We start from the raw sequence: 26,800 nt of genomic DNA on the forward strand, positions 1-26,800 counted from the left end.
CAATCCTTTCTAAAGGAACCTCTTACCAGACTAGTAAGAGGTTCTTCTTATTCTTCAAATCCTTCAAAAGCTAGACTTGGCTTAGCATTCAAGTCCAAATCAGAAAAATGTTTCTTATCACATTCAATAGCTGCTGCTAAGGCAATCATGCCAGCATTATCACCACAGAGACGTAAAGGTGGGATGACTACATCTACATCTGTGATTTCTTCAGCCAAACGTTCACGTAAGCCCTGATTAGCTGCCACGCCACCAGCCACAACAAGTGTCTTGACAGAATAACGCTCCAAGGCTTTCTTGGTCTTAGCTAGGAGAATATCCAAAACAGCTGCTTGGAAGGAAGCACAAAGGTCTTCTTTGACTAGAAGGTCTCCCTTTTGCTCTGCATTGTGATGTAAATTGATAAAGGCTGACTTCAAACCTGAAAATGAAAATTCCAAGTTTTCTTCTTTAATCATAGCACGTGGAAAATCATAAACATCTTTCCCTTTATGAGCCAATTCATCAATTTCACGTCCGGCTGGATAGGTCAAGCCCATCACACGGCCGACCTTGTCATAGGCCTCACCAACTGCATCATCACGTGTCTCACCAACAATCTTGTAATTTCCCGGTTCTGACACATAAACCAACTCTGTATGTCCCCCAGACACCAAAAGTGCTAAGAGGGGATATTCTAACTCTTGAACCTCACGCGCCGCCATCAGATGCCCAGCCATATGATTAACTGGAATCAAAGGCAAACCATGAGCCCAAGCAAAGGCCTTAGCCGCTGCCATGCCAACTAAAAGTGCCCCGACCAAACCTGGACCATAGGTTACCGCTACAGCATCTAGTTGTTCAGCACTAATGCCCGCATCTGAAAGGGCATCCTTAATACAAAGAGTCACCACTTCCACATGGTGACGACTAGCCACCTCAGGAACAACACCACCAAAACGTTTATGGCTTTCCACCTGACTGGCAATAATATTACTTAAAAGTTCCTTTTCATTTTTCAAAACGGCAACTGAAGTCTCATCACATGAGCTCTCCACTGCCAAAATATATCTATCTGCCATTAGACTTCCTCTCGCCTCATGATAACCGCATCCTCTTGAGGCTCATGATAATAATTTTTTCGAATTCCTAGATTTTCAAAACCAAATCTTCTATAAAGTGCCTGAGCAACTTGATTTGAAGTCCTCACTTCAAGAAAGATTGGCTCACTACGATCTTCCAAATGCTTCATCAACTGACTAGCATAACCACGCCCTTGATAAGCTTTTAAAACGGCGATATTGGTCACCTCAAGCTCACCCACCAAATTTTGAAGGGCTAAAAAACCAACAACTTCTTCCTGATCATACACATAGAAATATTCCGTAGTATCTAAAGCCAAGTCTGCTGCCACTTGTTCTATCGTCCAAGGAGACTTGTCATAAACATCCGACAGAATCTGATAAATCAGTTGAGCTTGCTCTTGGCTACTCAATCTAGACGCGCTTGATGTAGTTGTCACGATTAGTCTCCTCATGCGTCTTGAGCCAATTCTCCTCTGCCTCAACCCGCTTCAAGTAATGTGGAACAAAAGCATCCACATCAACAGAAGGCAAGGACAAGCCTAAACGACCAATTAACTGAGCTGATGGAAGGCTAGACAAGATCGTTGCCTCTGGAAGATTTTCCTTAATCTGATCCGCAAAATTAGCCACTTCACCGACAAATGTCACCTTTTCATAAACTTTAGCTTGCTCAAGAACATCTGTAAAGGCAGCATGACAATCAGGGACGATAGCCTGACCATTTTCATAAAAACCAACGTAAACATTATTACGACGGGCATCCATGATAGGAATCACAACACCGACAACCGAAAGGTTTGTCAGCGCCTGTAGACTTGAAACCCCCACTAAATCAATGTCAAGCGCATAGGCTAACGTCTTAGCTGTTGCGACAGCCACACGAAGCCCGGTGTAGGATCCAGGCCCCTGTGCAACCACAATACGTTCTAAATCAGACGGCTGCCAGCCTGCCTGAGCAACTAAAAAATCAATGGTGGGCATTAAACTAATACTGTGGTTCTTTTTTACTGTGACAGTTGTCTCTGCCACTAGTTTCTCTTCTTCCAACAAGGCTACTGATAAAGCAGTGCTAGAAGTATCAAATGCTAATATTTTCATCTTTTTTCCTTGTTTCCTTTTATGCTTTTCTATTATAACACAAGTCACTGTTTCCCAGAAACGAACATTTTCCAACTTTTTCCGCCATTTTCTTTATCTAGCCCTTATCTTATGGTACAATAATAGTAATTGTTAAACGAATCAAGGCTACTAGCTATTACTCATAAAGTGAATATCATAACGTCAAGTAAATCAAAGAAAGATTAACTTGACCGGTTTTTTTATAGAATGGCAGAGCCTTTTGGAAAGAAAGGAAAACCATGATTTATAAAGTCTTTTACCAAGAAACTAAAGAGCGTAATCCACGCCGTGAACAGACAAAATCACTCTACCTAGATATCGATGCAGAAACTGAACTTGAGGGACGTATCCAAGCTCGTCAAATCATCGAAAAAAACACTGCCTATAACATCGAATTCATCGAGCTCCTCTCAGAAAAAGCCCTTGAATACGAAAAAGAAACAGGCGTTTTTGAAGTAACGGAGTTCTAAGACCATGGCATCAAAAATCAATCTAAAACCTGAAGAAGTTGGGGTTTATGCGATTGGTGGTTTGGGGGAAATCGGTAAAAACACCTATGGTATTGAATACCAAGATGAGATTATCATCGTCGATGCGGGTATTAAATTCCCCGAAGACGATCTTCTCGGAATCGACTATGTCATCCCAGACTATTCTTACATCGTTGAAAACGTTGATCGTGTAAAGGCACTTGTCATTACCCACGGTCACGAAGACCATATTGGTGGGATTCCCTTCCTTCTTAAACAGGCAAATATCCCAATTTATGCAGGACCGCTTGCTCTTGCTCTTATCAAAGGAAAATTGGAAGAACACGGACTACTTCGTGACGCACAACTCTACGAAATTAATGCTAATACAGAGCTTACTTTCAAAAATATGAGCGTGACCTTCTTCCGCACTACTCACTCAATTCCAGAACCTCTCGGTATTGTCATCCATACACCTCAAGGTAAAATTGTGTGTACCGGTGACTTTAAGTTTGACTTCACCCCAGTAGGGGAACCAGCAGACCTTCACCGTATGGCTGCACTTGGTGAGGAAGGCGTTCTTTGCCTCCTCTCAGACTCAACCAATGCTGAAGTACCAACTTTCACTAATTCCGAGAAGGTTGTTGGCCAATCCATTATGAAAATTATTGAAGGCATCCACGGACGTATTATTTTCGCCTCATTTGCCTCAAACATTTTCCGTCTTCAACAAGCTGCCGAAGCCGCTGTAAAAACTGGCCGTAAGATTGTTGTCTTCGGACGTTCTATGGAAAAAGCCATTGTCAACGGGGTCGAACTAGGTTACATCAAGGTTCCAAAAGGGACTATCATTGATCCTAGTGAGATGAAAAACTATCATGCCAGTGAGATTCTTATCATGTGTACCGGTTCTCAAGGGGAGCCTATGGCGGCCCTTGCACGTATCGCCAATGGGATGCACCGCCAAGTGACACTACAACCTGGTGACACTGTCATCTTCTCATCTAGTCCTATTCCAGGGAACACCACTAGCGTTAACCGTCTGATTAATACCATTCAAGAAGCTGGTGTTGATGTTATCCACGGTAAAATCAACAATATCCATACCTCTGGACACGGTGGTCAACAAGAGCAAAAACTAATGCTTCGTTTGATCAAACCAAAATTCTTCATGCCTGTTCACGGTGAATACCGCATGCAGAAAGTCCACGCAGGTCTTGCTGTTGATTGTGGCGTTCCAAAAGATAATATCTTCATTATGGAAAATGGTGATGTCTTAGCCCTAACAAAAGACTCTGCGCGTCGTGCAGGTCACTTCAATGCCCAAGATATCTATGTTGATGGTAATGGTATTGGGGATATCGGAGCCGCGGTTCTTCGTGACCGTCGTGATCTTTCTGAAGATGGTGTCGTACTTGCCGTAGCTACTGTTGACTTCAAGTCTAAGATGATTCTAGCTGGTCCAGACATCCTCAGTCGTGGCTTCATCTATATGCGTGAATCTGGCGATCTTATCCGCGAAAGCCAACGCATTCTATTCAATGCTATTCGTATCGCTCTTAAGAATAAAGATGCTAGCATCCAATCTGTTAACGGAGCTATCGTCAATGCTTTACGCCCATTCCTATATGAAAAAACAGAACGTGAACCAATCATTATTCCAATGATTCTCACACCTGATAAATAAAAAAATGGTAGCCATCTAGCTACCATTTTTTAAGTTTAAATCCAGTCTGAGCACAACTCTTCCAGCAAGTAAAAAAGCGCTATAAGCGCTTCTTTTCGTTTTATGCACCTGGATAAATGTAAGATACTGAACCTGGTGTAGTTGAGTTTTGTGGATCAAACCAACCACGATAGTTATTGATTTGTTGCTGGTTGTTATAGTTTGACTCCAAGATTTGAATTTGACCATCTTGACCAACTTGTGTTACATAACCAACGTGACCATAACCACCATCAGTCCAACATACAATTGATCCTGTCACAGGTGTTGAACCTACAGCATAACCTTGGCTAGCAGCGCTTCCGGCCCAATCGCCACCATTACCCCACCAGTTACTTGCCCATGGAGCGACTTCCTTAACACCCCATGTACATTGACCAACTGGATAACGATTCCAAGTAGCATCTGAATCAGTAGCTGTTACCTCTGAAGAAGAAACTTCTGTTGTTTCTTCAACTGCCGTAGTAGCTCCTGAAACTTCCAAGCTTCCACCAGGAACAATTGTTGACCAAATAGTCATGCCATTTTCAGCTGCTAATTGATAAGGATCTACACCATACTGACTAGCAATCCCGAAGAATGAATCTCCATTTTGAACTGTATAAGTATCAGCATTAACTGTTTGTGCGACTGTAAGACCGAGCAATAATGCACTTGAGGCTGCTGCCAAAGCAGCTTTTTTTGTAGTTTTCATAATTCCCCCTGAATAAGATTAATATGAAATTAGTTTAACACTCTCATATTTTAATGCGATTAAGGAGGAATAAAGAAATATGACAAAAGAAAACAGCTCAGTTAAAACTACGTAATTTGTCCAAGAACTTAATAAATTTAAAAGAAAAAGAAAACCAGGCATAACCTGATTTTCAAATTTAATTTCTTAATAAATATCCAAGTAGTTATCAATTTCCCATTGTGAAACAAAGGTAGCATAGCTTGCCCATTCCATACGTTTCGCATCAAGGAAGTTTGTATAGATATGATTACCCAAAGCTTGACGAACCACTTCATCTGTTTCCAATGCTTTAAGAGCGTTACGAAGTGTTGATGGCAAATCAATAATACCTGCTTCTTTACGTTCTTCAGGAGACATTGAGTAAATGTTTGTTTCAACTGGATCTGGAGCATCAATCTTGTTAATAATACCATCAAGACCAGCTTCCAAAAGAACAGCAAGGGCCAAGTATGGGTTTGCCATTGGGTCTACTGAACGCAATTCCAAACGTGTACCCATACCACGAGACGCAGGAACGCGGATCAATGGTGAACGGTTGCTACCTGCCCATGCAATATATACAGGAGCTTCATATCCAGGAACCAAACGTTTGTAAGAGTTAACTGTTGGGTTAATAATTGCAGTATAGTTATATGCATGTTTCATCAAACCACCAAGGAAGTAGTAAGCGTCTTGAGACAATTGCATACCACGTGGATCCTCTGGATCAAAGAATGCATTTCCTTCTTCAGTGAAGAGAGACATGTTACAGTGCATACCGCTACCAGCAATACCATATTTAGGTTTCGCCATAAATGTCGCATAAAGACCATGTTTACGAGCGATTGTCTTAACAACCAATTTGAAAATTTGGATATTATCACAAGCCTTCAAAACATCTGTATACTTGAAGTCGATTTCATGTTGACCAACCGCCACTTCATGGTGAGATGCCTCAACATCAAATCCCATTTCTGTCAACACATTAACGATTTCACGACGTGTGTTGTCTGCAAGGTCAGTAGGAGCAAGGTCAAAATAACCACCTTTATCGTTAACTTCAAGCGTAGGATTACCTTGCTCATCTAATTTGAAAAGGAAAAATTCTGGTTCTGGTCCAAGGTTAAATGATTTATAACCAACTTCTTCCATATGACGCAAAGCTTTTTTCAAGTTACCACGAGGGTCACCAGCAAATGGTTCACCCGCAGAAGTATAGATATCACAAATAAGACCAGCTACTGCACCATTTTCATCGCCCCAAGGGAAAACTGTCCACGTATCAAGATCTGGGTAAAGATACATATCAGATTCGTTGATACGAACAAATCCCTCGATTGATGAACCATCAAACATAGCTTTATTTGAAAGTACCTTATCCAACTGTTCATCTGTCGCAGGAATTTCAACGTTCTTCATAACACCAAGGATATCAGAGAACATTAAACGCAAGAAAGTAACATTCTTCTCTTTGACTTCGCGACGAATATCAGCTGCTGTGATTGCCATAATAGGGGTCTCCTTTATAAAAACCAAAAATAAAAGTTCAAAGCGTAATTAGATACGCAAGTTACCAAATTGTTGTGACGGGGTCGTAAAACGGCCTTGCTGAAGGAGTTCATCATGCAAGATACGTCGAACGTCCGCATCTGTTAAAGCCACTTGTTTTTGTTGGGCACGAACTTCACGCTCTTCGTACTCATGTTTAATCGCTGCAATATTGTAACCATCATCCAAAAAATCTTTGATTTCCAATAAACGATCCATATCATTTAATGAGTACATCCGACGATTTCCAGCTGTACGTTCAGGTTGAATTAAACCTTGATCTTCATAGTAACGAATTTGACGAGCGGTTAAATCCGTCAACTTCATAACTGTTCCAATCGGAAAAACAGCTAGAGAACGCCTTAATTCTTTCTCTCTTGCCATGATCATCCTCCTTTCCTAACAATTATATTCTGAATATTTCTACATGTCAACAGTTTATGTCACTTTTTCTAACATAATGAGTAGTTCCCGAACGTTTCACCATTTATTCACTCAAATTGAGGAGTTTTGTCATTGAAAACAGAAAAATAGAGCCCCTGAGAACTCTATTATTCTTATTTTAGGTGTTTAGTCAGCCAATTATAATCATAGTTCACGAGGATAGCAATAAAAACACCACAAAAGGTCTCAAAAACCCGAGCAATAACATAAACAAAAGTATCATTAGGTGGGATAGATAAGGTAATAATTAGCAGTGCCGCAACTCCTCCAATAACACCAGAGGAATTATTGAAAGACACATTAATCACAATAGTTAACATGGTTAAAATTGGAACCAATATCAATGTCACCCAAACCGAATGATCAAACAACATATTCACAAAATAAAATAAAAGAGATAGCAGACCTCCAACCGTGTTTGCAAAAATACGTGACTTCCCAAATTGAATACTTCTATCAAAGTTTTCACGAAGGCTGAAGACAGCAGTTAAACAACCAATCTGAAGCCCTTCCCACCCTAAAGCAGAAAACAAGCCTAAAACAAGAAAGACAGCAATCCCCGTCTTCAGTGTACGCATACCAAATTTAAATTTTTTCGGTTCAAATTTCAATCCCATTCAACTATTTTAACATGATTATGAAACTTTTGGCTATTCTAAATGATTTTGATTACATATTCTTCACTAAATATTTTTAAAATGACAACGTAAAAAGAGTTGGTTACCCAACTCTTTTCATTCTAATTAGATTATTTATCAGTAAGGGCAGCCAATCCTGGAAGTTCTTTACCTTCAAGGAGTTCCATAGATGCACCACCACCAGTAGAGATCCATGAGAATTTATCTGCACGTCCAAGGTTGATTGCTGCAGCAGCTGAGTCACCACCACCGATGATTGATTTAACACCTGGTTGTTTCACAATAGCGTCCATCACACCGATTGTACCAGCTTGGAAGTCAGGGTTTTCAAATACACCCATAGGACCGTTCCATACAACTGTTTTCGCACCAGTCAAGGCTTTATCGAATTCAGCAATTGATTTAGGACCGATATCAAGACCAAGGAATCCTGGATCTACTGCTTCACCTTCAGTGTCTTTCACTTCAGTGTAGTCAGCAAATGCGTTTGCTTCTTTTGAGTCAACTGGCAAGATCAATTTACCGTTTGCTTTTTCAAGAAGAGCTTTCGCTACATCCAATTTGTCTTCTTCTACAAGTGAGTTACCGATTTCGATACCTTGAGCTTTGTAGAATGTGTAAGTCATCCCACCACCGATAAGAACTTTATCAGCTTTCGCAAGAAGGTTTTCGATAACACCAATCTTATCAGATACTTTAGATCCACCAAGGATAGCCACGAATGGACGTTCTGGAGCTTCAACTGCTTCTTTAATGTAGGCAATTTCGTTTTCAAGAAGGAAACCAGCAACTGCTTTATCAACGTTTGCTGAAATACCAACGTTAGATGCGTGTGCACGGTGAGCTGTACCGAATGCATCGTTTACGAAGATACCATCTCCAAGTGATGCCCAGTATTTACCAAGTTCAGGATCGTTTTTAGATTCTTTCTTGCCATCAACATCTTCGAAACGAGTGTTTTCAACCAAGAGAACTTGTCCATCTTCAAGAGCGTTAACATCTGCTTCCAATTCAGCACCACGTGTAACACCTGGGATAAATTTCACTTCTTGACCCAATTTAGCAGCCAAGTCAGCAGCTACAGGAGCAAGTGATTTACCTTCTTTATCAGCTTCTTCTTTTACACGTCCAAGGTGAGAGAAGAGGATTGCACGCCCACCTTGTTCAAGGATATACTTGATTGTTGGAAGAGCAGCAGTGATACGGTTATCATTAGTGATCACACCGTCTTTTACAGGAACGTTGAAGTCAACACGAACGAGAACTTTTTTCCCTTTCAAGTCAACATCTTTAACAGTCAATTTAGCCATTTGATCAGACTCCTTAATTTTTTAATACGTTTTCATTATATCACAAAATACCTAAAAGAGATAGCAAAATCAGAAGGATTTCTAGCTTATTACTAGTACAAGTACATCTATCATATAATCAAAATAGAAAGGTAGAATAGTAATGAAAAAACTACTAAATAAAATTCAGAAAAAAGCTGATCAGGATTTAAATATAATCCTCATACTTACACTTATTCCTCTTTTCTTCTTTCTTACCTTTAAGCAAACACTCTTTTCCTACATTAACCAAACCTCAGTCTCACTATGGACACGTTTAATCCTATTAGCCGGTTTACAATTTGCCATTGCAGTTTTTGAAACGCCCTTTAACTTGCTTCAAAAGAGCCATCATTTTCTGTACAAAAAACATACTAAGATTAGTAGTGAAGAAATCTCCGACGGGAGAGAGTACTCACTACTTTTTCTTTGTGTTAAAGTAGAGGTGTCTTGTTAAGTCGTGGCTTCTTTTGGCGCTAGACGTCGTACAAAAAACTGGCAAGACACCTGTTTTAGATGGAATTTTATCAAAGTATGTTGGACGCTAGACGTCGAGTATTGAAAATGAAATCACTAAAATAAGGAATCATTCAAGACAAAGAGGTAAACATAATGCGGACAGTTTTTGGAATTGATGTGAGTAAAGCAAGCTCAGAAGTCGCTATTCTTGTGAATGGTGAAAGGGTTCATGGATATACTATGCCTAATGACATTATCGGATTTTCTCATCTACTGAAGGATCTAAAGACCGTGAGCAACCCTGAAATTATTTTCGAAGCTACTGGTGTCTACTCTCGCCGACTCCAAGCTTTTCTAGAAGAAAACAGCTATGACTATACACGTCTTAATCCTTTGGAAGCTAAGAAACAACTTGATGGATTACGAGTTCGGAAAACCGATAAGATTGATGCAGAGAAATTAGCTTCGTCACAATTCGTTTTAAACCGTATGCCAACTTATGTTCAAGAAAAAGTCTATCAAAACTTGCATGATCTTAGCCGATTCTACCAAAATCTGACAGAGGATATCGTAAGGACGAAGAATAGGCTGCACAAAGTTCTTCAAGTCGCCTTCCCAGAAATCGAAAATCTACTATCTACTCCTACAGGTGAGCAATATTGGAATCTTGTTTCTATCTTCCCAACCAATCATTGGGTGCTAGAATTATCGGAAGTTGAGTTGAAAGAGACTATTCGCCAGTCAACCTCTAAACGTATTTCAGAGAACAGAGTAGGTAACTTAGCTGAGAAGTTAGTTGGACTGGCAAAGCAATCTTATTCTGCCATTTCAAAAACCTCTCCTATGATAGAAGAGGTTAAGTATAATGCACAGGAACTTATAAGGTTGACAAACCGTCGGGAACAAGTTTTAGAACAGTTGATAGAGTTAGCTAAACCTCTACCTGAATATGAGATTCTTCTCTCTATTCCTGGTATCGCAGAAACAACGGCTACAAGCGTTATTGGCGAATTAGGAGACATTCGTCGCTTTAAGTCTGCTAATCAAATCAACGCTTTTATCGGTATTGATCTCAAACACTATGAATCGGGAGATTTCCTAGGTCAAGAGCATATCACTAAGCGTGGGAATCCTTATGCAAGAAAAATTCTGTACAAATGTATTCACAATATCGCTTCAGCTAGCCATACCAATCCTTGCCATATCGCAGATTTCTATGAGAAACGAAAAAGACAATCGCAGACAACTTCAACTAAGCCTCATACGATTGCCTCTATACATCGCCTTATTAGGACAATGTATTATCTTATAATGCATAATAAACTTTACGACTATACTTTAGCCCAAAGTCATTAAAGTCGTCTATGCCCTGTAATTCTAACACCTTATTTCAAAAAATGCCAGATAAGGTGTCGTTTTTATATGCTCAAATGTCAGAAAAAATGGCTTGAACTATTTCTCATAAATTCCTTTTATACTCTATCAGAAATAATGTTGAGTCAGAAACCGTATTATACTTGACAAATGGTAGAAAAAGAAGAGCCTAAGCCCTTCTTAATATACTATTGAATTATTTAGCAATTTTTGCGAAGTATTCAAGAGTACGTACAAGTTGTGAAGTGTATGACATTTCATTGTCGTACCATGACACAGTTTTAACCAATTGATGTCCATCAACAGTTTGAACTTTAGTTTGAGTTGCGTCAAACAATGAACCGAATGACATACCAACAACGTCAGAAGATACGATTGGATCTTCAGTGTAACCGTAAGATTCGTTAGCAGCTGCTTTCATTGCTGCATTAACTTCATCAACAGTTACTTCTTTGTTAAGGACTGAAACCAATTCAGTTACAGAACCTGTTGGAACTGGAACACGTTGAGCAGCACCGTCAAGTTTACCGTTCAATTCAGGGATAACCAAACCGATAGCTTTGGCAGCACCAGTTGAGTTAGGAACAATGTTTGCAGCACCAGCACGAGCACGACGCAAATCACCTTTACGGTGTGGTCCATCAAGGATCATTTGGTCACCAGTGTAAGCGTGGATAGTAGTCATCAAACCTTGTTTAATACCAAAGTTATCTTGCAATGCTTTAGCCATTGGTGCCAAACAGTTAGTTGTACATGAAGCACCTGAAATAACTGTTTCAGTACCATCAAGTGTATCGTGGTTAGTGTTGAATACGATTGTTTTAACATCGCTTCCACCAGGAGCAGTGATAACAACTTTCTTAGCACCACCATTAGCGTGCAAGTGTTTTTCAGCAGCTGCTTTAGTTGCAAAGAAACCAGTTGCTTCAAGAACGATTTCTACACCGTCACTAGCCCAGTCAATTTGTTCTGGATCACGTTCAGCAGAAACCTTAACGAATTTACCGTTAACTTCAAATCCACCTTCTTTTACTTCAACAGTTCCGTTGAAACGACCTTGAGTTGTGTCATATTTCAACAAATGTGCAAGCATTGTAGGATCTGTAAGGTCATTGATGCGAGTAACTTCAACACCTTCTACGTTTTGGATACGACGGAAAGCAAGACGACCAATACGACCGAAACCGTTAATACCAACTTTAACTACCATTAGTGATTTCCTCCTTATGAAAATCAAATAAATATAATTTGAGAGCAAGCTCTCCCTATTGTGAAAAGATTAACTTGAGCGCTTTCAATCTAACCTTTCAACAGTCATATTATATAATTTTTTTCAAAAAATTGCAAATAGAAAAGGCACTTACTTTCATAAGTACCTTAACTTTTATATGTGCTAATTAAGCTTCACCAGAGTTTTTCTTGATGATTTCTTCTTGAACTGATTTAGGAACATCTTCATAGTGGTCAAATACCATCATGAATGTACCACGTCCTTGAGTTGCAGAACGAAGTGTTGTTGCATAACCGAACATTTCAGCAAGTGGAACATATGCACGAACGATTTGGCTATTACCGTGTGCTTCCATACCATCAACACGTCCACGACGAGCCGTAACGTGACCCATAACATCACCAAGGTTTTCTTCAGGAACTGTGATTGTTACAAGCATCATTGGTTCAAGGATAGTTGGTTGTGCAGTCTTAGCAGCTTCTTTAAGTGCAAGAGATGCAGCAATCTTGAAGGCAGTTTCAGATGAATCGACATCGTGGTATGAACCATCGTAAAGCTTAGCTTTGATGTCAACCATTGGGTATCCAGCAAGGACACCGTTAGCCATAGATTCTTCCAATCCTTTTTCTAGTGCAGGGATGAATTCACGTGGAACCACACCACCAACAATAGCATTTTCGAATTCGAAACCTTTACCTTCTTCGTTTGGAGTAAATTCAATCCAAACGTCACCAAATTGACCTTTACCACCTGATTGGCGTTTGAAGAATCCACGTGCTTGTGTAGCTGCACGGAATGTTTCACGGTATGATACCTGTGGAGCACCAACATTGGCTTCAACTTTGTGTTCACGTTTCAAACGGTCAACAAGGACGTCAAGGTGAAGTTCACCCATACCAGAGATAACTGTTTCACCTGTTTCAGGGTTTGTTTCAACACGGAATGTTGGATCTTCTTCAGCAAGTTTTTGAAGACCGATACCCATCTTATCTTGGTCAGCTTTAGTCTTAGGTTCAACCATCAATTGGATAACTGGTTCTGGAACTTCGATTGATTCAAGAATGATTTTTGCTTTTTCATCAGTCAATGAGTCACCAGTTGTTGTATCTTTCAAACCGATAGCTGCGGCGATATCACCAGCATAAACTTGTTCAATTTCGTGACGGCTGTTAGCGTGCATTTGAAGGATACGTCCGATACGTTCACGTTTACCCTTAGAAGTGTTCATTACATATGAACCAGATTGAAGGACACCTGAGTAAACACGGATGAATGTCAAACGACCTACGAATGGGTCAGTCATAATCTTGAAGGCAAGAGCTGCAAATGGCTCATCATCAGATGCTGGACGAGTTTCTTCTTCGTCAGTATCTGGGTTAACACCTTTGATTGCTGGAATATCAAGTGGGCTTGGAAGGTAATCAATAACTGCATCAAGCATCAATTGAACACCTTTGTTCTTGAAGGCAGAACCACAAAGAACTGGGAAGAATTCAACGTTGATTGTTGCACGACGGATAGCTGCTTTCAATTCTTCATTTGTGATTTCTTCACCTTCAAGGTATTTCATCATCAAATCTTCGTCAGTTTCAGCTACAGCTTCAATCAATTTTTCACGGTATTCGTTAGCTTGATCAACGTATTCAGCTGGGATATCTTCTTCAAGAATATCTGTACCAAGGTCGTTAGTATAGATTTCAGCCTTCATCTTAATCAAGTCAATGATACCACGGAAATCATCTTCAGCACCGATTGGCAATTGAATTGGGTGAGCGTTCGCTTGAAGACGATCGTGAAGTGTGCTTACTGAGTAAAGGAAGTCAGCACCGATTTTATCCATCTTGTTGGCAAATACGATACGTGGAACACCATACTCAGTTGCTTGACGCCAAACTGTTTCAGTTTGAGGTTCTACACCTGATTGTGAGTCAAGAACGGTTACGGCACCATCCAATACACGGAGTGAACGTTGTACTTCGATAGTGAAGTCCACGTGTCCTGGTGTATCGATGATATTAACACGGTGACCATCCCATTGCGCTGTTGTAGCGGCAGAAGTGATTGTGATACCACGTTCTTGTTCTTGCTCCATCCAGTCCATTTGTGATGCACCTTCGTGAGTTTCACCGATTTTGTGAATTTTACCAGTGTAGTAAAGGATACGCTCTGTTGTAGTTGTTTTACCGGCATCGACGTGGGCCATGATACCGATATTACGAGTTTTTGCAAGTGAAAATTCGCGTGCCATTAGGTTTATTCTCCTATAAAAATTTTAGTTTACTTATTTATTATAACATTATTGTCAAAAAACGGATAGGCAGGACCTACCCGTTCTCATTGGTCTTTGATTTGTTGCTTTCAACTCGCAGATGAGTTGAAAAAGAACTCAAGAGCTACCCGAGCTCAATTGAACCCAGGCTAAAAGCTTGGAAAATAGATAAGCTTTCCTAGAATCTTTGATTCTACGTCAAGCTTCCTAATTTTCAATCGCTTTTTTAACGCCCTCAGTATCTTATTCTTACCAGCGGAAGTGAGCAAAGGCACGGTTAGCTTCAGCCATTTTGTGAGTATCTTCACGTTTCTTAACTGATGCACCAGTGTTATTTGCAGCATCCATAATTTCTTTAGCAAGGCGGTCTTTCATAGTGTGTTCACCACGCGCACGTGATGCGTTAACCAACCAACGAAGACCAAGTGTTGTACGACGTTCTGGACGAACTTCAACTGGGACTTGGTAGTTTGAACCACCGACACGACGTGCACGTACTTCAAGTACAGGCATGATGTTGTCCATAGCTGTTTCAAATACTTCAAGAGCATCGTTTCCAGTTGCTTCTTTGATTTGTTCGAAAGCATCGTATACGATTGTTGCAGCAGTACCACGTTTACCGTCAAGCATTACACGGTTGATAAGACGTGTAACGATTTTTGAATTGTACAATGGATCTGCCAATACTTCGCGTTTAGGCGCTCTATTTTTACGACTCATTTTATCTTATCTCCCTTCTTATCCTTTAGGACGTTTAGCACCGTATTTAGAACGGCTTTGTTTACGATCAGCTACACCTGCAGTATCAAGTGCACCACGGACGATGTGGTAACGTACCCCTGGAAGGTCTTTTACACGTCCACCACGGATAAGAACAACGCTGTGTTCTTGGAGGTTGTGTCCAATACCTGGGATGTAAGCAGTAACTTCGATAAGGTTGCTCAAACGTACACGAGCGAATTTACGAAGGGCTGAGTTAGGTTTTTTAGGTGTCATTGTTCCAACACGTGTTGCAACACCACGTTTTTGTGGTGAAGATACATTAGTTTGAACTTTTTTGTGGCTATTGTAACCAACGTTCAAAGCTGGTGATTTAGATTTAACAACTTTTGATTGACGTGGTTTACGAACCAATTGGTTAATTGTAGGCATCTACATTCTCCTGTGTTTTTTATTTTTGGTTGATATGGCACTTGGTGACAGCCCATATCTGGGTGTACTTTTGCAACTTATGTCAGCACGTCTCTGTACACTTTTGAGAGACCAAAAGTAAAAAGTACCGTCTAGTATAATACCATTTTTTGAGGAACCTTGTCAAGAATTTCTTGCCAAAAAGAAAATTCCTAAGCATTAGATTAGGAATTACCTTTTAAGTTTTTTATTTATCGAAAATATTACCTACTTCAACTTCTACTTTTTGCGATTTTACATCGATATCAGATACAGTAAGCAATGATTTGTATTCATGAATATCTCGGTCGCCTTTGGCATTCTCTGCAAATACAGCTACACCCACTAATTCACTATCAAATTCTGAAAGTAAGCTAATCATACCGGTAATGGTGCCACCACCCTTAAGAAAATCGTCAACAATAAGCACACGACTATTGGGTTTCAAGCTACGTTTTGATAGAAACATTTTTTCAATACGGTCACTTGATCCGCTAACATAGTTCACTGAGACGGTAGAACCTTCTGTGATTTTCAAATCACGACGTACAATAACAAAGGGAATGTTTAGGACATCTGCTACTGCATTTGCCAAAGGAACACCTTTTGTTGCAACAGTCATAACAGCATCAATCTTTTGACCCTTAAATGCGCTAGCAATAATACGTCCAACATTCTTCAAAATAGACGGTGTACTCAATAAATCAGACAAATAGAGATACCCACCCGGTAGGATACGATCACTCTCAGAAAGTCTCTCACAGAGACCTTCGACTAAACTTCTTGCATCTTCATCGGAAATGGTTGGTGTAAACATAACACCACCAGAGGCCCCTGTTACTGTTTCAATTTCACCTATCTGACTCTCTTCAAAAGCTTTCTTAATGATTGCAATATCTTCTGAGATTGAAGATTTTGCAGCTTCATAACGCTCTGCAAAGGTATTAAGGCTTGTCAACTGATAAGGATTATTAATCAGGTAGTTTGAAATCACTACCATGCGCTCACTTCGTTTTAATTTCATAAATTACCTATAATTTCTGTACTTTTTTACTATTATACCATAACACATTAAAAAACGAACATTTTTGCCTTAATGCTCGTTTACTTTCGATTTTAATCAAATTTTGGTTTATAGAAGGAACGATTGTCCATAGCAAAGAGACGATTAGTCATTTCTCCAGATCCAACTAGGTTAAGAGCTGTCATCATCATCATCATACTAGCATCAAGATTATCAATCATATGGATAACCTCCGCTTCCATGATACGAGGACGAACTGGGCTTCCGTATTCTAATTGTCCGTGGTGACTTAAAATGACATGACGTAAAACAACAACATCCTCACGTGTATCATCAATGTTAAGTTCCATGAGAACCTTGGTAATTTCTTCATCAATCAAGGCGATATGCCCAATCAAGTTACCTCGAACAGTATACTCTGTATTTTCCGGACCAGTCAATTCAATAACTTTAGCCAAATCATGGAGCATGATCCCCGCAAAGAGCAGACTCTTATTTAGTTCCGGATAAACATCCCCAATACTGTCTGCTAAACGAACCATTGTAGCTGTATGATAGGCCAACCCACTTTCAAAAGCATGGTGATTTGTTTTAGCAGCAGGAAAACTAAAAAACTCCTTGTTATACTTTCGATAAAGAGCACGGACCACACGTTGCCATGTAGCTTCCTCTATTTTGAAAATCATCTGTTCAAGATACTCACGCACTTCAGACGGATTTACCGGTGGTTTTTCCTTAAAATCAGCTGGATCATTTGGTTCTCCAAATGCAGGCAAACGTAAAGTAATTTGATTTACCTGAGGAGTATTATTATAAACCTCTCGACGTCCTTCCATATGAACTACCTTACCAGCTGTAAATTCTTCAACATTATAAGGCTGAGCATCCCAAAGATTTCCCGAAATTTCACCAGAATCATCTTGGAAGGTAAAGGCAATATAGTCTTTACCAGCCCTTGTCTTACGTACTTCTGCACGCTTAATCAGATAAAAGCCTTCAAAATACTCGTCTTTTTTCATTTGATTAATTTTCATGCTTGTCCTCATTTTCTAATTGTGGTAGATCTAACAAACTTTGTGTCGCACTATCTTGGTAGGTTTCAATGGTATCAAGAGCTCTAACAATAGCCCTGCTTCTTGTATTGAGCAGACTATCAACAGTTTTACTGGCTGTATTTAATTGTTTTTGAGCCTTGGCAAGCATATCTCCAAACTTACCGAACTCCAGTTTGACGTTGCCTAAAATCTTACTGATATCATCCGCATTTTTTTGAATGTTCAAGGTCCTGAATCCTACTGACAATGAATTCAATAGTGCAGACAATGTTGATGGCCCGGCAATAACAATATTCTCCTCACGACGAAGAGCGTCAAAGAATGAGGGTTGACGTACGACCTCAGCATAAAGCCCTTCCGTCGGCAAAAATAATATACCAAAATTTGTGGTTTCAGGTGGATTAAGATACTTCTTGTTAATATCCTTAGCAAATCGCTTAATGCTAGCCAAAAGTGATTTACGATGATTCTCGATTTGCTCTTTATTTCCGGACTCATAAGCATCTTCCAAGCGATAGTAGTCTTCAAGAGGAAACTTAGAGTCAATAGGCAGATAGATATATTCGTCCTTGTGGTTTCCTGGCATCTTAACCGCATATTCAACTCGCTCAGTTGAACCCGACACTGTCGGAAACTCTCTCTCGTATTGATTAGCAGTCAATATATCTTCAATAATTTGTCCTAATTGAAGTTCTCCCATAATACCACGTGTTTTTGTATTTGAAAGGACCTTATTGAGACTTCCAACATCCCTAGCAACATTTTTCATTTCCCCCAGACCTTGGTTAACAGACTCCAGCTGTCTTGACACCGTCTCAAAGGAAGCTTGTAATCGTGTCTGTAAGGTTTGCTCCAGTTTTTCTTCAACCGTCTGACGCATTTGTTCCAAACGTTTCTCATTGGAATCCTGCATTTCTTTAACGGCCTTCGTCAAGCTCTGGTTTATTTGCTCTAGGCGCTGGTCAGAGCGATCTCGATTATCAGACAAGTTTTGGTGTAAAACTTCTCTGATATCCGTTAATTGTCGATAGAGTTCTTTCTGCAATTGATTCAATTGCCTTGTTGTTTCAAGTTGGTTTGCCTTGGCAAAGCCGTCTAACTGAAAAGACAGTTGATCTGAAAGATTATCTGCATTTCCCTCCAGACTCTTATTAATCTGACCCTTTAACTCCGCATTTTTCAATAAAAGAACAACAAGAATTCCTAAACTTAACAAGGTCAAAAGTGTAAGCAGGTAAATCATACTAACTCCTATCTTTAGTCTGAATGACAATCACGTATCCATTTGGAACTACAACATGAATGGGGCCATCAAGGAATTCATTACTAGAATAGTTCTTCTTTTGAAAATAATTCCTATCAGTTAATTCGTACTTTGCGCCCAAAATCGTCAATTCCCCAGTTCCTTCTTGTAAGAAAGAAACGTAAGTCATCCCTGGTTCAGGAAAAATATCATGTTTTCCTTCTGGACAATAAGTAACCTTATTTTGCTTATCTCTCAAACAGATACGACTCATAAAGGGAGCTAGTTCAGGATCACTAGCCAGAAATACATTTGACAACATATGGTCCAATCTGCCACCAAATGCACCAAAAATAGTTACTTCAGCTTCAGGGAAAGCTTGAAAAATCAATTTTAAAGCTAATTCAGTGTCCGTGTCATCCTTCTCAGCGGGAGCCTTCTTACAAGATTTAGCTGTCAATTGAATAACGTTTAATTCTGACTCGGAGACAGAATCAAAATCCCCTACAGCCAAGTCAAGAGGTAACCCCCACTCCAATAAGTACAAACAAGCACGGTCCACTCCAACAAAATAATCAAAATCGGTAGTGAACCAATCTAGCTCACCACCGACAAACAAAGCTACTTTAGGCATCGATAGCATCACGAAGTGTTTGAACTTGAGCAGTTAAATCAGGATTCTTAAAGAGATAAGAACCTGCTACAAATACGTTAGCTCCTGCCTTGGCACAAGCAGCAATCGTCTTATTATCTACACCACCATCAACCTCAATATCAAATGAATAGCCACCTTTTTGGCGAAGTTCGACAACACGTTCCACTTTAGACATCATTTCTGGAATGAAAGCTTGACCGCCAAAGCCTGGATTTACAGTCATGATGAGCACTTGATCTACTAAATCAAGCACAGGAATAAGTGCCTCAACTGGGGTTCCTGGATTAATCACAGCACCTGCTTTCATACCAGCAGCCTTTATCTTCTGAAGAGCACCATGAATATGTTTAGTCGCTTCAACATGAATCGTCATGATATCTGCACCAGCTTGTGCATAGGCATCCACATAACGCTCAGGATCAACAACCATAAGGTGACAATCAAAAACTAACTTGCTGTGTTTACGCATACTAGCAACCACATCTGCTCCCCAACTAATATTAGGAACAAACTGACCGTCCATAATATCAATGTGAACATATTCTGCACCCGATGCATCAACACGAGCCAATTCTGAAGCAAAATTAGCGTAATCAGCAGCTAGGATAGAAGGAGCAATTTTATATGACATGAGAGACCTACTTTCTTTTGATAGTTTTTTTATATGTTTCGCGACGGTTTTCAATTTCACTCAAAAATTGAAGGTAATTATCATAACGCACTTGCCAGATTCGTCCATTCTCCACCTCATCTTTAACAGCGCAAGAAGGCTCGTGCGTATGGGTACAAGATCGAAACTTACAACCATGACTGGCTTGACGAATTTCTGGAAAAGATTCACTCAAATCTTCTGCATTATCCACTTCATAATCTAAGGAAGAAAATCCAGGTGTATCTGCAATTTTCCCACCATGCACATCATAAAGACTCACAGCTCTCGTTGTGTGGCGTCCACGCCCCAGACTGTCGGAAATTTCACCCGTTTCTAGCTTCAACTCAGGAGCAATACGGTTCAATAGAGTTGATTTACCCACACCTGTCTGCCCCATAAATACGGTAACTTTATGGGCCAAGAGAGGTAAGAGTTCTTCCAAAGTGAAAACGAAATCAAAACCAATTTTTTGGTACTTTTTTTGAATCTCCTTCATTTCCGAATCATCTTCAATCAAATCCATTTTAGAAATATAGATTACAGGTTTTATATGTTTGCGTTCTAATAAGACCAAAAAACGGTCCAAAAGATTACTATTAAAATCTGGTTCCTTAGCAGACATAATAACCACAGCCTGATCAATATTGACAATAGGTGGACGCACTAAACTATTAATGCGTTGCCCAATTTTAAGAATATAACCTTCTGAATTTTCCTCCGCTGAAAATTCAACAAAATCTCCAACGTAAGGCGTCTGTCCTTTTTTTCTAAAATTTCCTCGTGCACGCGTCTGGTATACAACACCATCATGCTCTACATAATAGAAACCTGCCAGCGCTTTGATAATTCTTCCTTGCAAGTGAACTCCTCATTCGTTTAATAGCCTTATTATACCACAAAACTGCAAGCATATCTGACCCAAAACAAGTAAGGAGCTCAATTCCTTTGGGCTCCTTGCATTTTTACTAATTTGCAGTATAATAAGCATAACATCTGCGGAGGTGGTGGAATGGCAGACACGCATGCTTCAGGCGCATGTGCTCTTACGAGCGTGAGGGTTCAAATCCCTTTCTCCGCATCATTGTACAGAAAATCCCGCTGACATTTATGTTCGGTGGGATTTTTAAGCTATAAACCTGCTTCTCTCAAAGCATCAGATAAACGGGCAAAATCAGTTATAGATAGAGCCTCTCCACGAATAGAAGGCTTTATATTTGCATTTTCCAAAGCCTGCTCAAGTTTAGCTTTGACTTCTTCAGATTTACCAAAATGACTTGTCAAATTATTCCAAAGTGTCTTACGACGATGCACAAAGCTAATCTTCGATACACGGAAAAAGAAATCTTCGTCTTTAACTTCAACCAGAGGTTGCTCACGACGCGTCATCTTCAAAATAGCCGAGTCAACATTAGGTGCTGGTACAAAAACTGTATGTGGGACAACAAATGCCACCTTAGCAGTCATATAATACTGAACAGCGATTGATAACGAACCATAGGCCTTGGTATTGGGCTCTGCAGAAATACGGTCAGCAACCTCTTTTTGCATCATGACAACAAATTCTGCAAAAGGAATCTTACTCTCAATCAAATGCATTAAAATTGGTGTCGTAATATAGTATGGTAGGTTGGCTACGACCTTAATTGGTAGGTTTGGATTTTTAAATTCTTTGACACGTGTCTGTAAATCTGCCTTGAGAACATCTTCGTTAATCACTTTAATATTATCATGGTCACGTAGTGTATCTTCCAAAATTGGAACCAAACGCTCATCGATTTCAAAAGCCATAACCTCTGCAGCATTTTCAGCCAAAAACTCAGTTAATGCTCCGATACCAGGTCCAATTTCGATAACATTGACATTTTTATCAATCTCTGCCGTATCTACTATCTTTTGTAAAATATTTGTATCTGTTAAAAAGTTCTGTCCAAAAGACTTCTTAAAGGTAAAGCCGTGACGCTCAAGAACAGCCTTGGTCACGCTATAATCTGCAATTCTCATTTCTTCTCTCTTCTTATTGTTATATTACGATTCTGCTTACTCGAGCCAAAAAATAAGGTTGATACTTTTACAGTTCATTAACTGGAATAACTATTTCAAATTCAACCTCAGCAGTCACCTGCCTAATCAGAACACCGATATATTCTAGTAACGGGCCATAGCCTCTTCAAGCTCCTCTAATGTAATTCCAAATAATTCCAAACGTTTTAAAAGCTGCTTTCCATTGCAATAACCAATACGAAGCGTTTCTCCCAAATATTCTCGACGTTTTCGACTGTCTGCTCCCATTACCAGTCCTAAACGCATAAGATCTGATTTCCTGATATTGAACTGATTATCATCATCATAACTACCTAGGACTCCTGCCAAAGCCTTTTGAAGATCCTCGAAACTAGCATGCTCAACCCCTAGAGAACGCCCCTTTGTCTTGGATTTGGGAACAGCTTCACCACGATTTAAAAAAGCATGCTTGGCCGTTGGGACAGCTCCCATAATGATTTTACGGATACGTTCTCCATTATAATCCGGATCAGTAAAAACAATAACACCACGTAAGTCATTAAGCTTATCAATACGCTCTAAGTCATCTTCATTAATAGCAGAGCCTCTAGTTTCATAGGTGTCCACCTCATAAAAACGTCTCAAGTTTGCCGTATCATCCTTACCCTCTACAACGATAACTTCTTGAATTTTTATTTTAGTCATTAAGCCCAAAAATCCTCATTGCATTGTCATAAGTAGCTCTTGCAACTTCTTCACTTGTTAATCCACGAAGCTCAGCAATCTTGTCTACTACGTAACGTGTATAGCCGGTACGATTCTCACGACCACGTTTCGGAACAGGTGCCAAATAAGGTGCATCCGTTTCAACCAGAATCCTATCTAAAGGCAATTTCTGAGCAGCTTCTTGGACATCCAATGCTTTTTTAAAGGTAACAACACCTGAAAAGGAAATCATCATTCCAAGATCAACAAATTTTTGAGCCATTTCTAAGGATCCTGAGTACGAGTGCATAATACCACCACGGGGACCAACTCCAATTTCTTTAATGACATCGTAAGTATCTTCAAGTGCATCTCGTGTATGGACAACAAAAGGTAAATTATGTTTCTTTGATAAGCCTATTTGACGCTTAAAGACCTCAATCTGAACCTCTTTAGGATCTTCCATCCAATAGTAGTCCAATCCAATTTCACCAAGTGCCACTACTTTCGGATTATCCAATTGTGATACAATCATATCCTCAATTTCCTGAGAATAGGACCCCGCTTCTGTAGGATGCCATCCAATCGTACTATAGAGTTGATCATATTGCTCTGAAAGTTCTAAAGACTTATCAATTGTCGGTTTATCAAAACCAACAATATTCATTTTAGTAACACCAAGTTCAACTGCAAAATCTATTTCTTCTTGTTCTTTTCCTGCAAAATTATCCACATTAAGATGGGTATGCGTATCAAAAATTTTAATCATAGGTCTATTATAACAAAAAGGAGCGAGCTTAGCTCACTCATCCTTTCATTTATTAAACAAAGAGTCGCATATATTCTATCTTTGTACAGCGATTCATTACAATATCCTGGTGTCCTGCCTGACGTAGCATGATTTCAGCTTCTTCATTTTCAATACCAATCTGACTCCAAAAAACTTTGGCATCCGCTTCAAGGAAATCAGAGGCAACATCTGGCAAAAACTCACTACGTCGAAAAACATCAACAATATCGACCAAAAACGGGATTTCCTTTAGTTGACCATAGACATGCTCTCCAAGAATTTCTTGCCCCTCAAGTTTCGGATTAACCGGTACAATACGATAGCCGGCAGTTTTTAAAAAATGCGCAACTTGGTAGGCTGCTGTTTCTTTTCTATGAGACAAACCAACAATGGCAATCGTTTTGGCCGATTTCAAATAAGAATCGATAACCTCTTCACTAGGATTTTGAAATGTGTAAGTCATAAGAATCTCCTCCTATTTCAATTAACTAAAATAAAAATCCCTGAACGGGATTTCGTCGATTACTTAACCAAGCTCAGCAACGATGGCCTTAATTTGATCTTTCGTATGTACACCTGCAACCTGCTTAACAACTTCACCATCTTTTTTGAAGAGCAAAGTTGGAATAGACATAATTCCAAACTTTTGAGCTGTTTCTGGATTCTCATCAACATCAATTTTGACAATCTTGAGTTCATCCTCTGAAACCTCTTCAGAAAGCTGTTCAAGAATAGGGGCCTGCATCAAACAAGGCCCACACCAAGTTGCCCAGAAATCAATCAAAACCAGACCCTCAGCTGTCTCTTTTTCAAAGGTAGCATCTGTTACTACTTGCGTCATTTCATTATCCTCCTAGATATAGTAAACATTTGTAGACCTATTCTATATGATTCTACAGAGCATTGCAAGAATTTGATACAGACATAAAAAATTCATATCAAATATTAGTCATTGCCTATCATAGACATCGCTTGCCCACAACATAGCTTGGATGTATAATAATAAAAACACTATAAAAAATAGAAAAGAGTATATATGGATAAAGATGCAATGATTACCTATCTCATAGGTGAACTCAAAAAAGAAAATCTAGAATTACATGATTTGATTGTTCCAGAAGAGCTCGAGAAAAAGCAAAGACTCCTAAGAGCACTCTTTAATACACGTAAACCAATGGCAGCGTCAACACAATTCTTGACCATCCAAGACCTTTACCTACAAGTTAGAAAAGGAGAACGTGGAATTGTACAACTCAACACACTCCGTCCAATTCCTCAAGATGACCAAATTTACATCTGGAAAGGTGATATCACAAAACTCGAAGTAGATGCTATCGTAAATGCTGCAAATAAGACCTTACTGGGTTGCATGAAGCCACTTCATGATTGTGTTGATAATGCTATCCACACTTATGCAGGAGTACAGCTTCGCCAATCTTGTTACGAACTCATTTTAGAGCAAGGATATGAGGAACCAGTAGGAATGGCTAAAATTACGCCAGCTTACAATCTTCCTTCTGCATTCGTTATACACACAGTAGGCCCAAAGATAGAAAACCAACCAACACAAATTGATGAAGATCTTTTAGCTAAATGCTATCTATCTGTATTGGCACTAGCTGAAAAAAATAACATTGAATCCATCGCAATTCCATGTATCTCAACAGGAGACTTTAATTTTCCAAAACAAAAGGCTGCGACAATTGCAATTCAGACTGTTAAAGACTTTATAAAAGACTCTACAACCGTTAAAAAAGTTATTTTTAATGTATTTGATGATGATAATTTAAGTATTTATCAAGAACTCCTTACAAAATAAAAAGGTTAGAATAAAAATTCTAACCTTAAGTATTAAACAGGTAAACTTAAAACAGCCAGTGAGGCAAGACAATCATTTAAAACAATTGTCTTACTTCACTTTTTTATTTTAACTCAGACTGTTCTTTTAACAAATCAAAGAATATTGGATAATCTCGTTTTAGATTAACAAACTTACCTTCTTTAGACATAAAGCTATGTTCAGAAACAGCAGTACAGACAATAGTCCCATCTTGATTTAGCATACGATATTCAAAAGAAAGTCTTGCAGATTTAACTCCTTTAACAGTAATCTCTATAGAGATCTCATCCGCAAAAGTCGAAGTAGCTTTATATTCACAAGACAGGGAAGTAACCGGAGAAATTATTCCTTCCTCTTCTATTCTTTCATAAGGCCAACCAATTTCCCTAAGAAAGAATGTTCTAGCCTCCTCCATCCATCGAACATAATTAGAATGATGAGTAATACCCATTCTATCCGTTTCATAATACTGGACCTCGTGTTTATAAATAAACATAAGAACCTCCCAATACATTAAAAATTAGGAAATAAAATCCAAAATATCTTCTTCAGAAAGTGAAGAATCACAAACGACCTTGACAGAACCATTTTCTGATACAAAAAGTGCCGGAACAGTTGCAATACCATATCGATTACGTAACCCTTGAATTTCCTCAAGTTCTTCCTCATTTTCACTATTAACGTAGAAAATATTAAAATTAGAACTATGAGCAACATTCGATAATTTAGGTTCAAAACGTTGACAATAAGGACAAGAAGGTCTACCAATAAATAAAATGAACTTTTCTCCAGAAGCAATTTTCTCTTTAACTAAAGACACTGAAGCTGGAGTAAAATCCGAAGCAAAAATAGACATAATGACACCTCACAAATAAAAGTATAGTCCTATGATAGCTGAATTCGACCTAATAAACAAGTAAATAAATTGAAAACAAAAAAGGTCAGACAAAGTCTGACCACAAGTACTATACTCCGCCAGTAGGACTCGAACCTACGACATCATGATTAACAGTCATGCGCTACTACCAACTGAGCTATGGCGGATAAATGCTAAGCGACTACCATATCTAACAGGGGGCAACCCCCAACTACTTCAGGCGTTCTAGGGCTTAACTGCTGTGTTCGGCATGGGAACAGGTGTATCTCCTAGGCTATCGTCACTTAACTCTGAGTATTCTCAACTCAAAATTGAATATCTATACCGTCTCAAGAAACCTTCACGCTATCAATGTCTCTCAGTTACTTGCTTTGGATAAGTCCTCGAGCTATTAGTATTAGTC

The 26,800-nt window shown here is 39.3% G+C and carries 29 protein-coding genes, 2 tRNA genes and 1 rRNA gene; 5 read left to right on the top strand and 27 right to left on the bottom strand.

Features of this window, described 5'->3' with window-relative positions:
• Nucleotides 1–47 precede the first annotated feature (47 nt).
• Genes tsaD through tsaB form a run of 3 tightly spaced genes read right to left on the bottom strand, consistent with a single transcriptional unit; the run spans nucleotide 48 to nucleotide 2,162 of the window.
• On the bottom strand, nucleotides 48–1,061 hold the full coding sequence (gene tsaD / locus HMPREF0848_RS07210) for a tRNA (adenosine(37)-N6)-threonylcarbamoyltransferase complex transferase subunit TsaD (protein WP_008535624.1): 1,014 nt from the start codon (nucleotides 1,059–1,061) through the stop codon (nucleotides 48–50).
• Nucleotides 1,061–1,516, bottom strand: a complete 456-nt coding sequence (rimI, locus tag HMPREF0848_RS07215; RefSeq protein ID WP_008535625.1) for a ribosomal protein S18-alanine N-acetyltransferase — start codon at nucleotides 1,514–1,516, stop codon at nucleotides 1,061–1,063. Before rimI ends, tsaD begins: the two co-directional genes overlap by 1 nt.
• Nucleotides 1,476–2,162, bottom strand: coding sequence for a tRNA (adenosine(37)-N6)-threonylcarbamoyltransferase complex dimerization subunit type 1 TsaB (gene tsaB, locus HMPREF0848_RS07220; protein WP_037609086.1), 687 nt, complete (start codon nucleotides 2,160–2,162; stop codon nucleotides 1,476–1,478). Before tsaB ends, rimI begins: the two co-directional genes overlap by 41 nt.
• 260 nt (nucleotides 2,163–2,422) lie before the next feature.
• On the opposite strand from tsaB, the gene HMPREF0848_RS07225 reads away from it, so the two are divergent.
• Both HMPREF0848_RS07225 and rnjA read left to right on the top strand, forming a co-directional pair.
• A complete protein-coding gene (locus HMPREF0848_RS07225) occupies nucleotides 2,423–2,653 on the top strand; it encodes a DNA-dependent RNA polymerase subunit epsilon (protein ID WP_002884752.1) in 231 nt (76 codons plus the stop codon).
• 4 nt (nucleotides 2,654–2,657) lie between these two features.
• Nucleotides 2,658–4,340, top strand: coding sequence for a ribonuclease J1 (gene rnjA / locus HMPREF0848_RS07230; RefSeq protein WP_002884294.1), 1,683 nt, complete (start codon nucleotides 2,658–2,660; stop codon nucleotides 4,338–4,340).
• A gap of 100 nt (nucleotides 4,341–4,440) precedes the next feature.
• Here the strand turns inward: rnjA and HMPREF0848_RS07235 are convergent, their stop codons facing one another.
• From HMPREF0848_RS07235 to HMPREF0848_RS07255, 5 genes are all read right to left on the bottom strand, one after another.
• The gene (locus tag HMPREF0848_RS07235; protein ID WP_008535629.1) at nucleotides 4,441–5,073 is read right to left on the bottom strand and encodes a CHAP domain-containing protein; all 633 of its coding nucleotides are present in this window, start codon (nucleotides 5,071–5,073) and stop codon (nucleotides 4,441–4,443) included.
• Nucleotides 5,074–5,259: 186 nt separating this feature from the next.
• Entirely contained in the window at nucleotides 5,260–6,603 is a 1,344-nt protein-coding gene (gene glnA / locus HMPREF0848_RS07240; RefSeq protein ID WP_002884322.1) for a type I glutamate--ammonia ligase, read from the bottom strand.
• Nucleotides 6,604–6,651: 48 nt separating this feature from the next.
• On the bottom strand, nucleotides 6,652–7,026 hold the full coding sequence (locus HMPREF0848_RS07245; protein ID WP_008535631.1) for a MerR family transcriptional regulator: 375 nt from the start codon (nucleotides 7,024–7,026) through the stop codon (nucleotides 6,652–6,654).
• 173 nt (nucleotides 7,027–7,199) lie between these two features.
• Nucleotides 7,200–7,703, bottom strand: a complete 504-nt coding sequence (locus tag HMPREF0848_RS07250) for an FUSC family protein (RefSeq protein WP_002889323.1) — start codon at nucleotides 7,701–7,703, stop codon at nucleotides 7,200–7,202.
• Nucleotides 7,704–7,834: 131 nt separating this feature from the next.
• Entirely contained in the window at nucleotides 7,835–9,034 is a 1,200-nt protein-coding gene (locus tag HMPREF0848_RS07255; protein ID WP_008535632.1) for a phosphoglycerate kinase, read from the bottom strand.
• 630 nt (nucleotides 9,035–9,664) lie between these two features.
• On the opposite strand from HMPREF0848_RS07255, the gene HMPREF0848_RS07265 reads away from it, so the two are divergent.
• Nucleotides 9,665–10,867 carry an IS110 family transposase gene (locus HMPREF0848_RS07265; protein ID WP_008535633.1) on the top strand — a complete coding sequence of 401 codons (1,203 nt, stop codon included), beginning with the start codon at nucleotides 9,665–9,667 and terminating at the stop codon, nucleotides 10,865–10,867.
• 214 nt (nucleotides 10,868–11,081) lie between these two features.
• On the opposite strand, the gene gap is transcribed toward HMPREF0848_RS07265, so the two are convergent.
• From gap to rsgA, 10 genes are all read right to left on the bottom strand, one after another.
• A complete protein-coding gene (gene gap / locus HMPREF0848_RS07270; RefSeq protein WP_008535634.1) occupies nucleotides 11,082–12,095 on the bottom strand; it encodes a type I glyceraldehyde-3-phosphate dehydrogenase in 1,014 nt (337 codons plus the stop codon).
• 187 nt (nucleotides 12,096–12,282) lie between these two features.
• Nucleotides 12,283–14,364 (bottom strand): elongation factor G, encoded by a 2,082-nt coding sequence (gene fusA, locus HMPREF0848_RS07275; protein ID WP_008535635.1) that lies wholly within the window; start codon nucleotides 14,362–14,364, stop codon nucleotides 12,283–12,285.
• 270 nt (nucleotides 14,365–14,634) lie between these two features.
• Nucleotides 14,635–15,105 (bottom strand): 30S ribosomal protein S7, encoded by a 471-nt coding sequence (rpsG, locus tag HMPREF0848_RS07280; RefSeq protein WP_002884746.1) that lies wholly within the window; start codon nucleotides 15,103–15,105, stop codon nucleotides 14,635–14,637.
• 18 nt (nucleotides 15,106–15,123) lie between these two features.
• Nucleotides 15,124–15,537: a 30S ribosomal protein S12 gene (gene rpsL / locus HMPREF0848_RS07285; RefSeq protein WP_002884809.1), complete on the bottom strand. Its 414-nt coding sequence runs from the start codon at nucleotides 15,535–15,537 to the stop codon at nucleotides 15,124–15,126.
• 226 nt (nucleotides 15,538–15,763) lie between these two features.
• Nucleotides 15,764–16,579 carry a pur operon repressor gene (gene purR, locus HMPREF0848_RS07290; protein WP_008535638.1) on the bottom strand — a complete coding sequence of 272 codons (816 nt, stop codon included), beginning with the start codon at nucleotides 16,577–16,579 and terminating at the stop codon, nucleotides 15,764–15,766.
• A 92-nt stretch (nucleotides 16,580–16,671) separates the two neighbouring features.
• The gene (locus HMPREF0848_RS07295) at nucleotides 16,672–17,613 is read right to left on the bottom strand and encodes a 3'-5' exoribonuclease YhaM family protein (protein WP_037609088.1); all 942 of its coding nucleotides are present in this window, start codon (nucleotides 17,611–17,613) and stop codon (nucleotides 16,672–16,674) included.
• The gene (gene rmuC, locus HMPREF0848_RS07300) at nucleotides 17,603–18,877 is read right to left on the bottom strand and encodes a DNA recombination protein RmuC (RefSeq protein ID WP_008535640.1); all 1,275 of its coding nucleotides are present in this window, start codon (nucleotides 18,875–18,877) and stop codon (nucleotides 17,603–17,605) included. Before rmuC ends, HMPREF0848_RS07295 begins: the two co-directional genes overlap by 11 nt.
• A gap of 1 nt (nucleotide 18,878) precedes the next feature.
• On the bottom strand, nucleotides 18,879–19,511 hold the full coding sequence (locus tag HMPREF0848_RS07305) for a thiamine diphosphokinase (protein ID WP_008535641.1): 633 nt from the start codon (nucleotides 19,509–19,511) through the stop codon (nucleotides 18,879–18,881).
• Nucleotides 19,504–20,163: a ribulose-phosphate 3-epimerase gene (gene rpe / locus HMPREF0848_RS07310; RefSeq protein WP_002889333.1), complete on the bottom strand. Its 660-nt coding sequence runs from the start codon at nucleotides 20,161–20,163 to the stop codon at nucleotides 19,504–19,506. Before rpe ends, HMPREF0848_RS07305 begins: the two co-directional genes overlap by 8 nt.
• Before the next feature lie 7 nt (nucleotides 20,164–20,170).
• Nucleotides 20,171–21,043, bottom strand: coding sequence for a ribosome small subunit-dependent GTPase A (gene rsgA / locus HMPREF0848_RS07315; protein ID WP_008535643.1), 873 nt, complete (start codon nucleotides 21,041–21,043; stop codon nucleotides 20,171–20,173).
• Between the two features lie 136 nt (nucleotides 21,044–21,179).
• On the opposite strand from rsgA, the gene HMPREF0848_RS07320 reads away from it, so the two are divergent.
• A tRNA-Leu gene (locus tag HMPREF0848_RS07320) sits at nucleotides 21,180–21,262 on the top strand.
• A gap of 50 nt (nucleotides 21,263–21,312) precedes the next feature.
• Here the strand turns inward: HMPREF0848_RS07320 and rsmA are convergent.
• The 5 genes from rsmA to trxA form a co-directional block, all read right to left on the bottom strand.
• A complete protein-coding gene (gene rsmA / locus HMPREF0848_RS07325; protein WP_008535644.1) occupies nucleotides 21,313–22,185 on the bottom strand; it encodes a 16S rRNA (adenine(1518)-N(6)/adenine(1519)-N(6))-dimethyltransferase RsmA in 873 nt (290 codons plus the stop codon).
• A 144-nt stretch (nucleotides 22,186–22,329) separates the two neighbouring features.
• A complete protein-coding gene (gene rnmV, locus HMPREF0848_RS07330) occupies nucleotides 22,330–22,890 on the bottom strand; it encodes a ribonuclease M5 (protein WP_008535645.1) in 561 nt (186 codons plus the stop codon).
• Entirely contained in the window at nucleotides 22,883–23,659 is a 777-nt protein-coding gene (locus HMPREF0848_RS07335) for a TatD family hydrolase (RefSeq protein ID WP_008535647.1), read from the bottom strand. Before HMPREF0848_RS07335 ends, rnmV begins: the two co-directional genes overlap by 8 nt.
• 52 nt (nucleotides 23,660–23,711) lie before the next feature.
• Nucleotides 23,712–24,143, bottom strand: coding sequence for a CoA-binding protein (locus tag HMPREF0848_RS07340; protein ID WP_008535649.1), 432 nt, complete (start codon nucleotides 24,141–24,143; stop codon nucleotides 23,712–23,714).
• 63 nt (nucleotides 24,144–24,206) lie between these two features.
• Nucleotides 24,207–24,521, bottom strand: a complete 315-nt coding sequence (gene trxA / locus HMPREF0848_RS07345) for a thioredoxin (RefSeq protein WP_002889340.1) — start codon at nucleotides 24,519–24,521, stop codon at nucleotides 24,207–24,209.
• Nucleotides 24,522–24,716: 195 nt separating this feature from the next.
• Between trxA and HMPREF0848_RS07350 the strand changes: the two genes are divergently transcribed.
• Nucleotides 24,717–25,499 carry a protein-ADP-ribose hydrolase gene (locus HMPREF0848_RS07350; RefSeq protein ID WP_008535650.1) on the top strand — a complete coding sequence of 261 codons (783 nt, stop codon included), beginning with the start codon at nucleotides 24,717–24,719 and terminating at the stop codon, nucleotides 25,497–25,499.
• Nucleotides 25,500–25,602: 103 nt separating this feature from the next.
• On the opposite strand, the gene HMPREF0848_RS07355 is transcribed toward HMPREF0848_RS07350, so the two are convergent.
• The 4 genes from HMPREF0848_RS07355 to rrf all read right to left on the bottom strand — a co-directional run bounded on the left by HMPREF0848_RS07355 (nucleotide 25,603) and on the right by rrf (nucleotide 26,685).
• A complete protein-coding gene (locus HMPREF0848_RS07355; RefSeq protein ID WP_002888675.1) occupies nucleotides 25,603–26,016 on the bottom strand; it encodes an acyl-CoA thioesterase in 414 nt (137 codons plus the stop codon).
• A 24-nt stretch (nucleotides 26,017–26,040) separates the two neighbouring features.
• Nucleotides 26,041–26,376: a conjugal transfer protein TraF gene (traF, locus tag HMPREF0848_RS07360; protein WP_008535651.1), complete on the bottom strand. Its 336-nt coding sequence runs from the start codon at nucleotides 26,374–26,376 to the stop codon at nucleotides 26,041–26,043.
• A gap of 114 nt (nucleotides 26,377–26,490) precedes the next feature.
• Nucleotides 26,491–26,564, bottom strand: a tRNA-Asn gene (locus HMPREF0848_RS07365).
• Between the two features lie 5 nt (nucleotides 26,565–26,569).
• Nucleotides 26,570–26,685: ribosomal RNA gene (gene rrf / locus HMPREF0848_RS07370) — 5S ribosomal RNA — on the bottom strand.
• Nucleotides 26,686–26,800 lie beyond the last annotated feature (115 nt).

Source organism: Streptococcus sp. C150 (assembly GCF_000187445.1).
Taxonomy (GTDB): Bacteria; Bacillota; Bacilli; order Lactobacillales; family Streptococcaceae; genus Streptococcus; species Streptococcus raffinosi.

Coding starts and splice junctions, on each gene's coding strand:
- tsaD (WP_008535624.1), bottom strand. CDS start 1,061: ATGGCAGATAGATATATTTTGGCAGTGGAGAGCTCATGTGATGAGACT.
- rimI (WP_008535625.1), bottom strand. CDS start 1,516: ATGAGGAGACTAATCGTGACAACTACATCAAGCGCGTCTAGATTGAGT.
- tsaB (WP_037609086.1), bottom strand. CDS start 2,162: ATGAAAATATTAGCATTTGATACTTCTAGCACTGCTTTATCAGTAGCC.
- HMPREF0848_RS07225 (WP_002884752.1), top strand. CDS start 2,423: ATGATTTATAAAGTCTTTTACCAAGAAACTAAAGAGCGTAATCCACGC.
- rnjA (WP_002884294.1), top strand. CDS start 2,658: ATGGCATCAAAAATCAATCTAAAACCTGAAGAAGTTGGGGTTTATGCG.
- HMPREF0848_RS07235 (WP_008535629.1), bottom strand. CDS start 5,073: ATGAAAACTACAAAAAAAGCTGCTTTGGCAGCAGCCTCAAGTGCATTA.
- glnA (WP_002884322.1), bottom strand. CDS start 6,603: ATGGCAATCACAGCAGCTGATATTCGTCGCGAAGTCAAAGAGAAGAAT.
- HMPREF0848_RS07245 (WP_008535631.1), bottom strand. CDS start 7,026: ATGGCAAGAGAGAAAGAATTAAGGCGTTCTCTAGCTGTTTTTCCGATT.
- HMPREF0848_RS07250 (WP_002889323.1), bottom strand. CDS start 7,703: ATGGGATTGAAATTTGAACCGAAAAAATTTAAATTTGGTATGCGTACA.
- HMPREF0848_RS07255 (WP_008535632.1), bottom strand. CDS start 9,034: ATGGCTAAATTGACTGTTAAAGATGTTGACTTGAAAGGGAAAAAAGTT.
- HMPREF0848_RS07265 (WP_008535633.1), top strand. CDS start 9,665: ATGCGGACAGTTTTTGGAATTGATGTGAGTAAAGCAAGCTCAGAAGTC.
- gap (WP_008535634.1), bottom strand. CDS start 12,095: ATGGTAGTTAAAGTTGGTATTAACGGTTTCGGTCGTATTGGTCGTCTT.
- fusA (WP_008535635.1), bottom strand. CDS start 14,364: ATGGCACGCGAATTTTCACTTGCAAAAACTCGTAATATCGGTATCATG.
- rpsG (WP_002884746.1), bottom strand. CDS start 15,105: ATGAGTCGTAAAAATAGAGCGCCTAAACGCGAAGTATTGGCAGATCCA.
- rpsL (WP_002884809.1), bottom strand. CDS start 15,537: ATGCCTACAATTAACCAATTGGTTCGTAAACCACGTCAATCAAAAGTT.
- purR (WP_008535638.1), bottom strand. CDS start 16,579: ATGAAATTAAAACGAAGTGAGCGCATGGTAGTGATTTCAAACTACCTG.
- HMPREF0848_RS07295 (WP_037609088.1), bottom strand. CDS start 17,613: ATGAAAATTAATCAAATGAAAAAAGACGAGTATTTTGAAGGCTTTTAT.
- rmuC (WP_008535640.1), bottom strand. CDS start 18,877: ATGATTTACCTGCTTACACTTTTGACCTTGTTAAGTTTAGGAATTCTT.
- HMPREF0848_RS07305 (WP_008535641.1), bottom strand. CDS start 19,511: ATGCCTAAAGTAGCTTTGTTTGTCGGTGGTGAGCTAGATTGGTTCACT.
- rpe (WP_002889333.1), bottom strand. CDS start 20,163: ATGTCATATAAAATTGCTCCTTCTATCCTAGCTGCTGATTACGCTAAT.
- rsmA (WP_008535644.1), bottom strand. CDS start 22,185: ATGAGAATTGCAGATTATAGCGTGACCAAGGCTGTTCTTGAGCGTCAC.
- rnmV (WP_008535645.1), bottom strand. CDS start 22,890: ATGACTAAAATAAAAATTCAAGAAGTTATCGTTGTAGAGGGTAAGGAT.
- HMPREF0848_RS07335 (WP_008535647.1), bottom strand. CDS start 23,659: ATGATTAAAATTTTTGATACGCATACCCATCTTAATGTGGATAATTTT.
- HMPREF0848_RS07340 (WP_008535649.1), bottom strand. CDS start 24,143: ATGACTTACACATTTCAAAATCCTAGTGAAGAGGTTATCGATTCTTAT.
- trxA (WP_002889340.1), bottom strand. CDS start 24,521: ATGACGCAAGTAGTAACAGATGCTACCTTTGAAAAAGAGACAGCTGAG.
- HMPREF0848_RS07350 (WP_008535650.1), top strand. CDS start 24,717: ATGGATAAAGATGCAATGATTACCTATCTCATAGGTGAACTCAAAAAA.
- HMPREF0848_RS07355 (WP_002888675.1), bottom strand. CDS start 26,016: ATGTTTATTTATAAACACGAGGTCCAGTATTATGAAACGGATAGAATG.
- traF (WP_008535651.1), bottom strand. CDS start 26,376: ATGTCTATTTTTGCTTCGGATTTTACTCCAGCTTCAGTGTCTTTAGTT.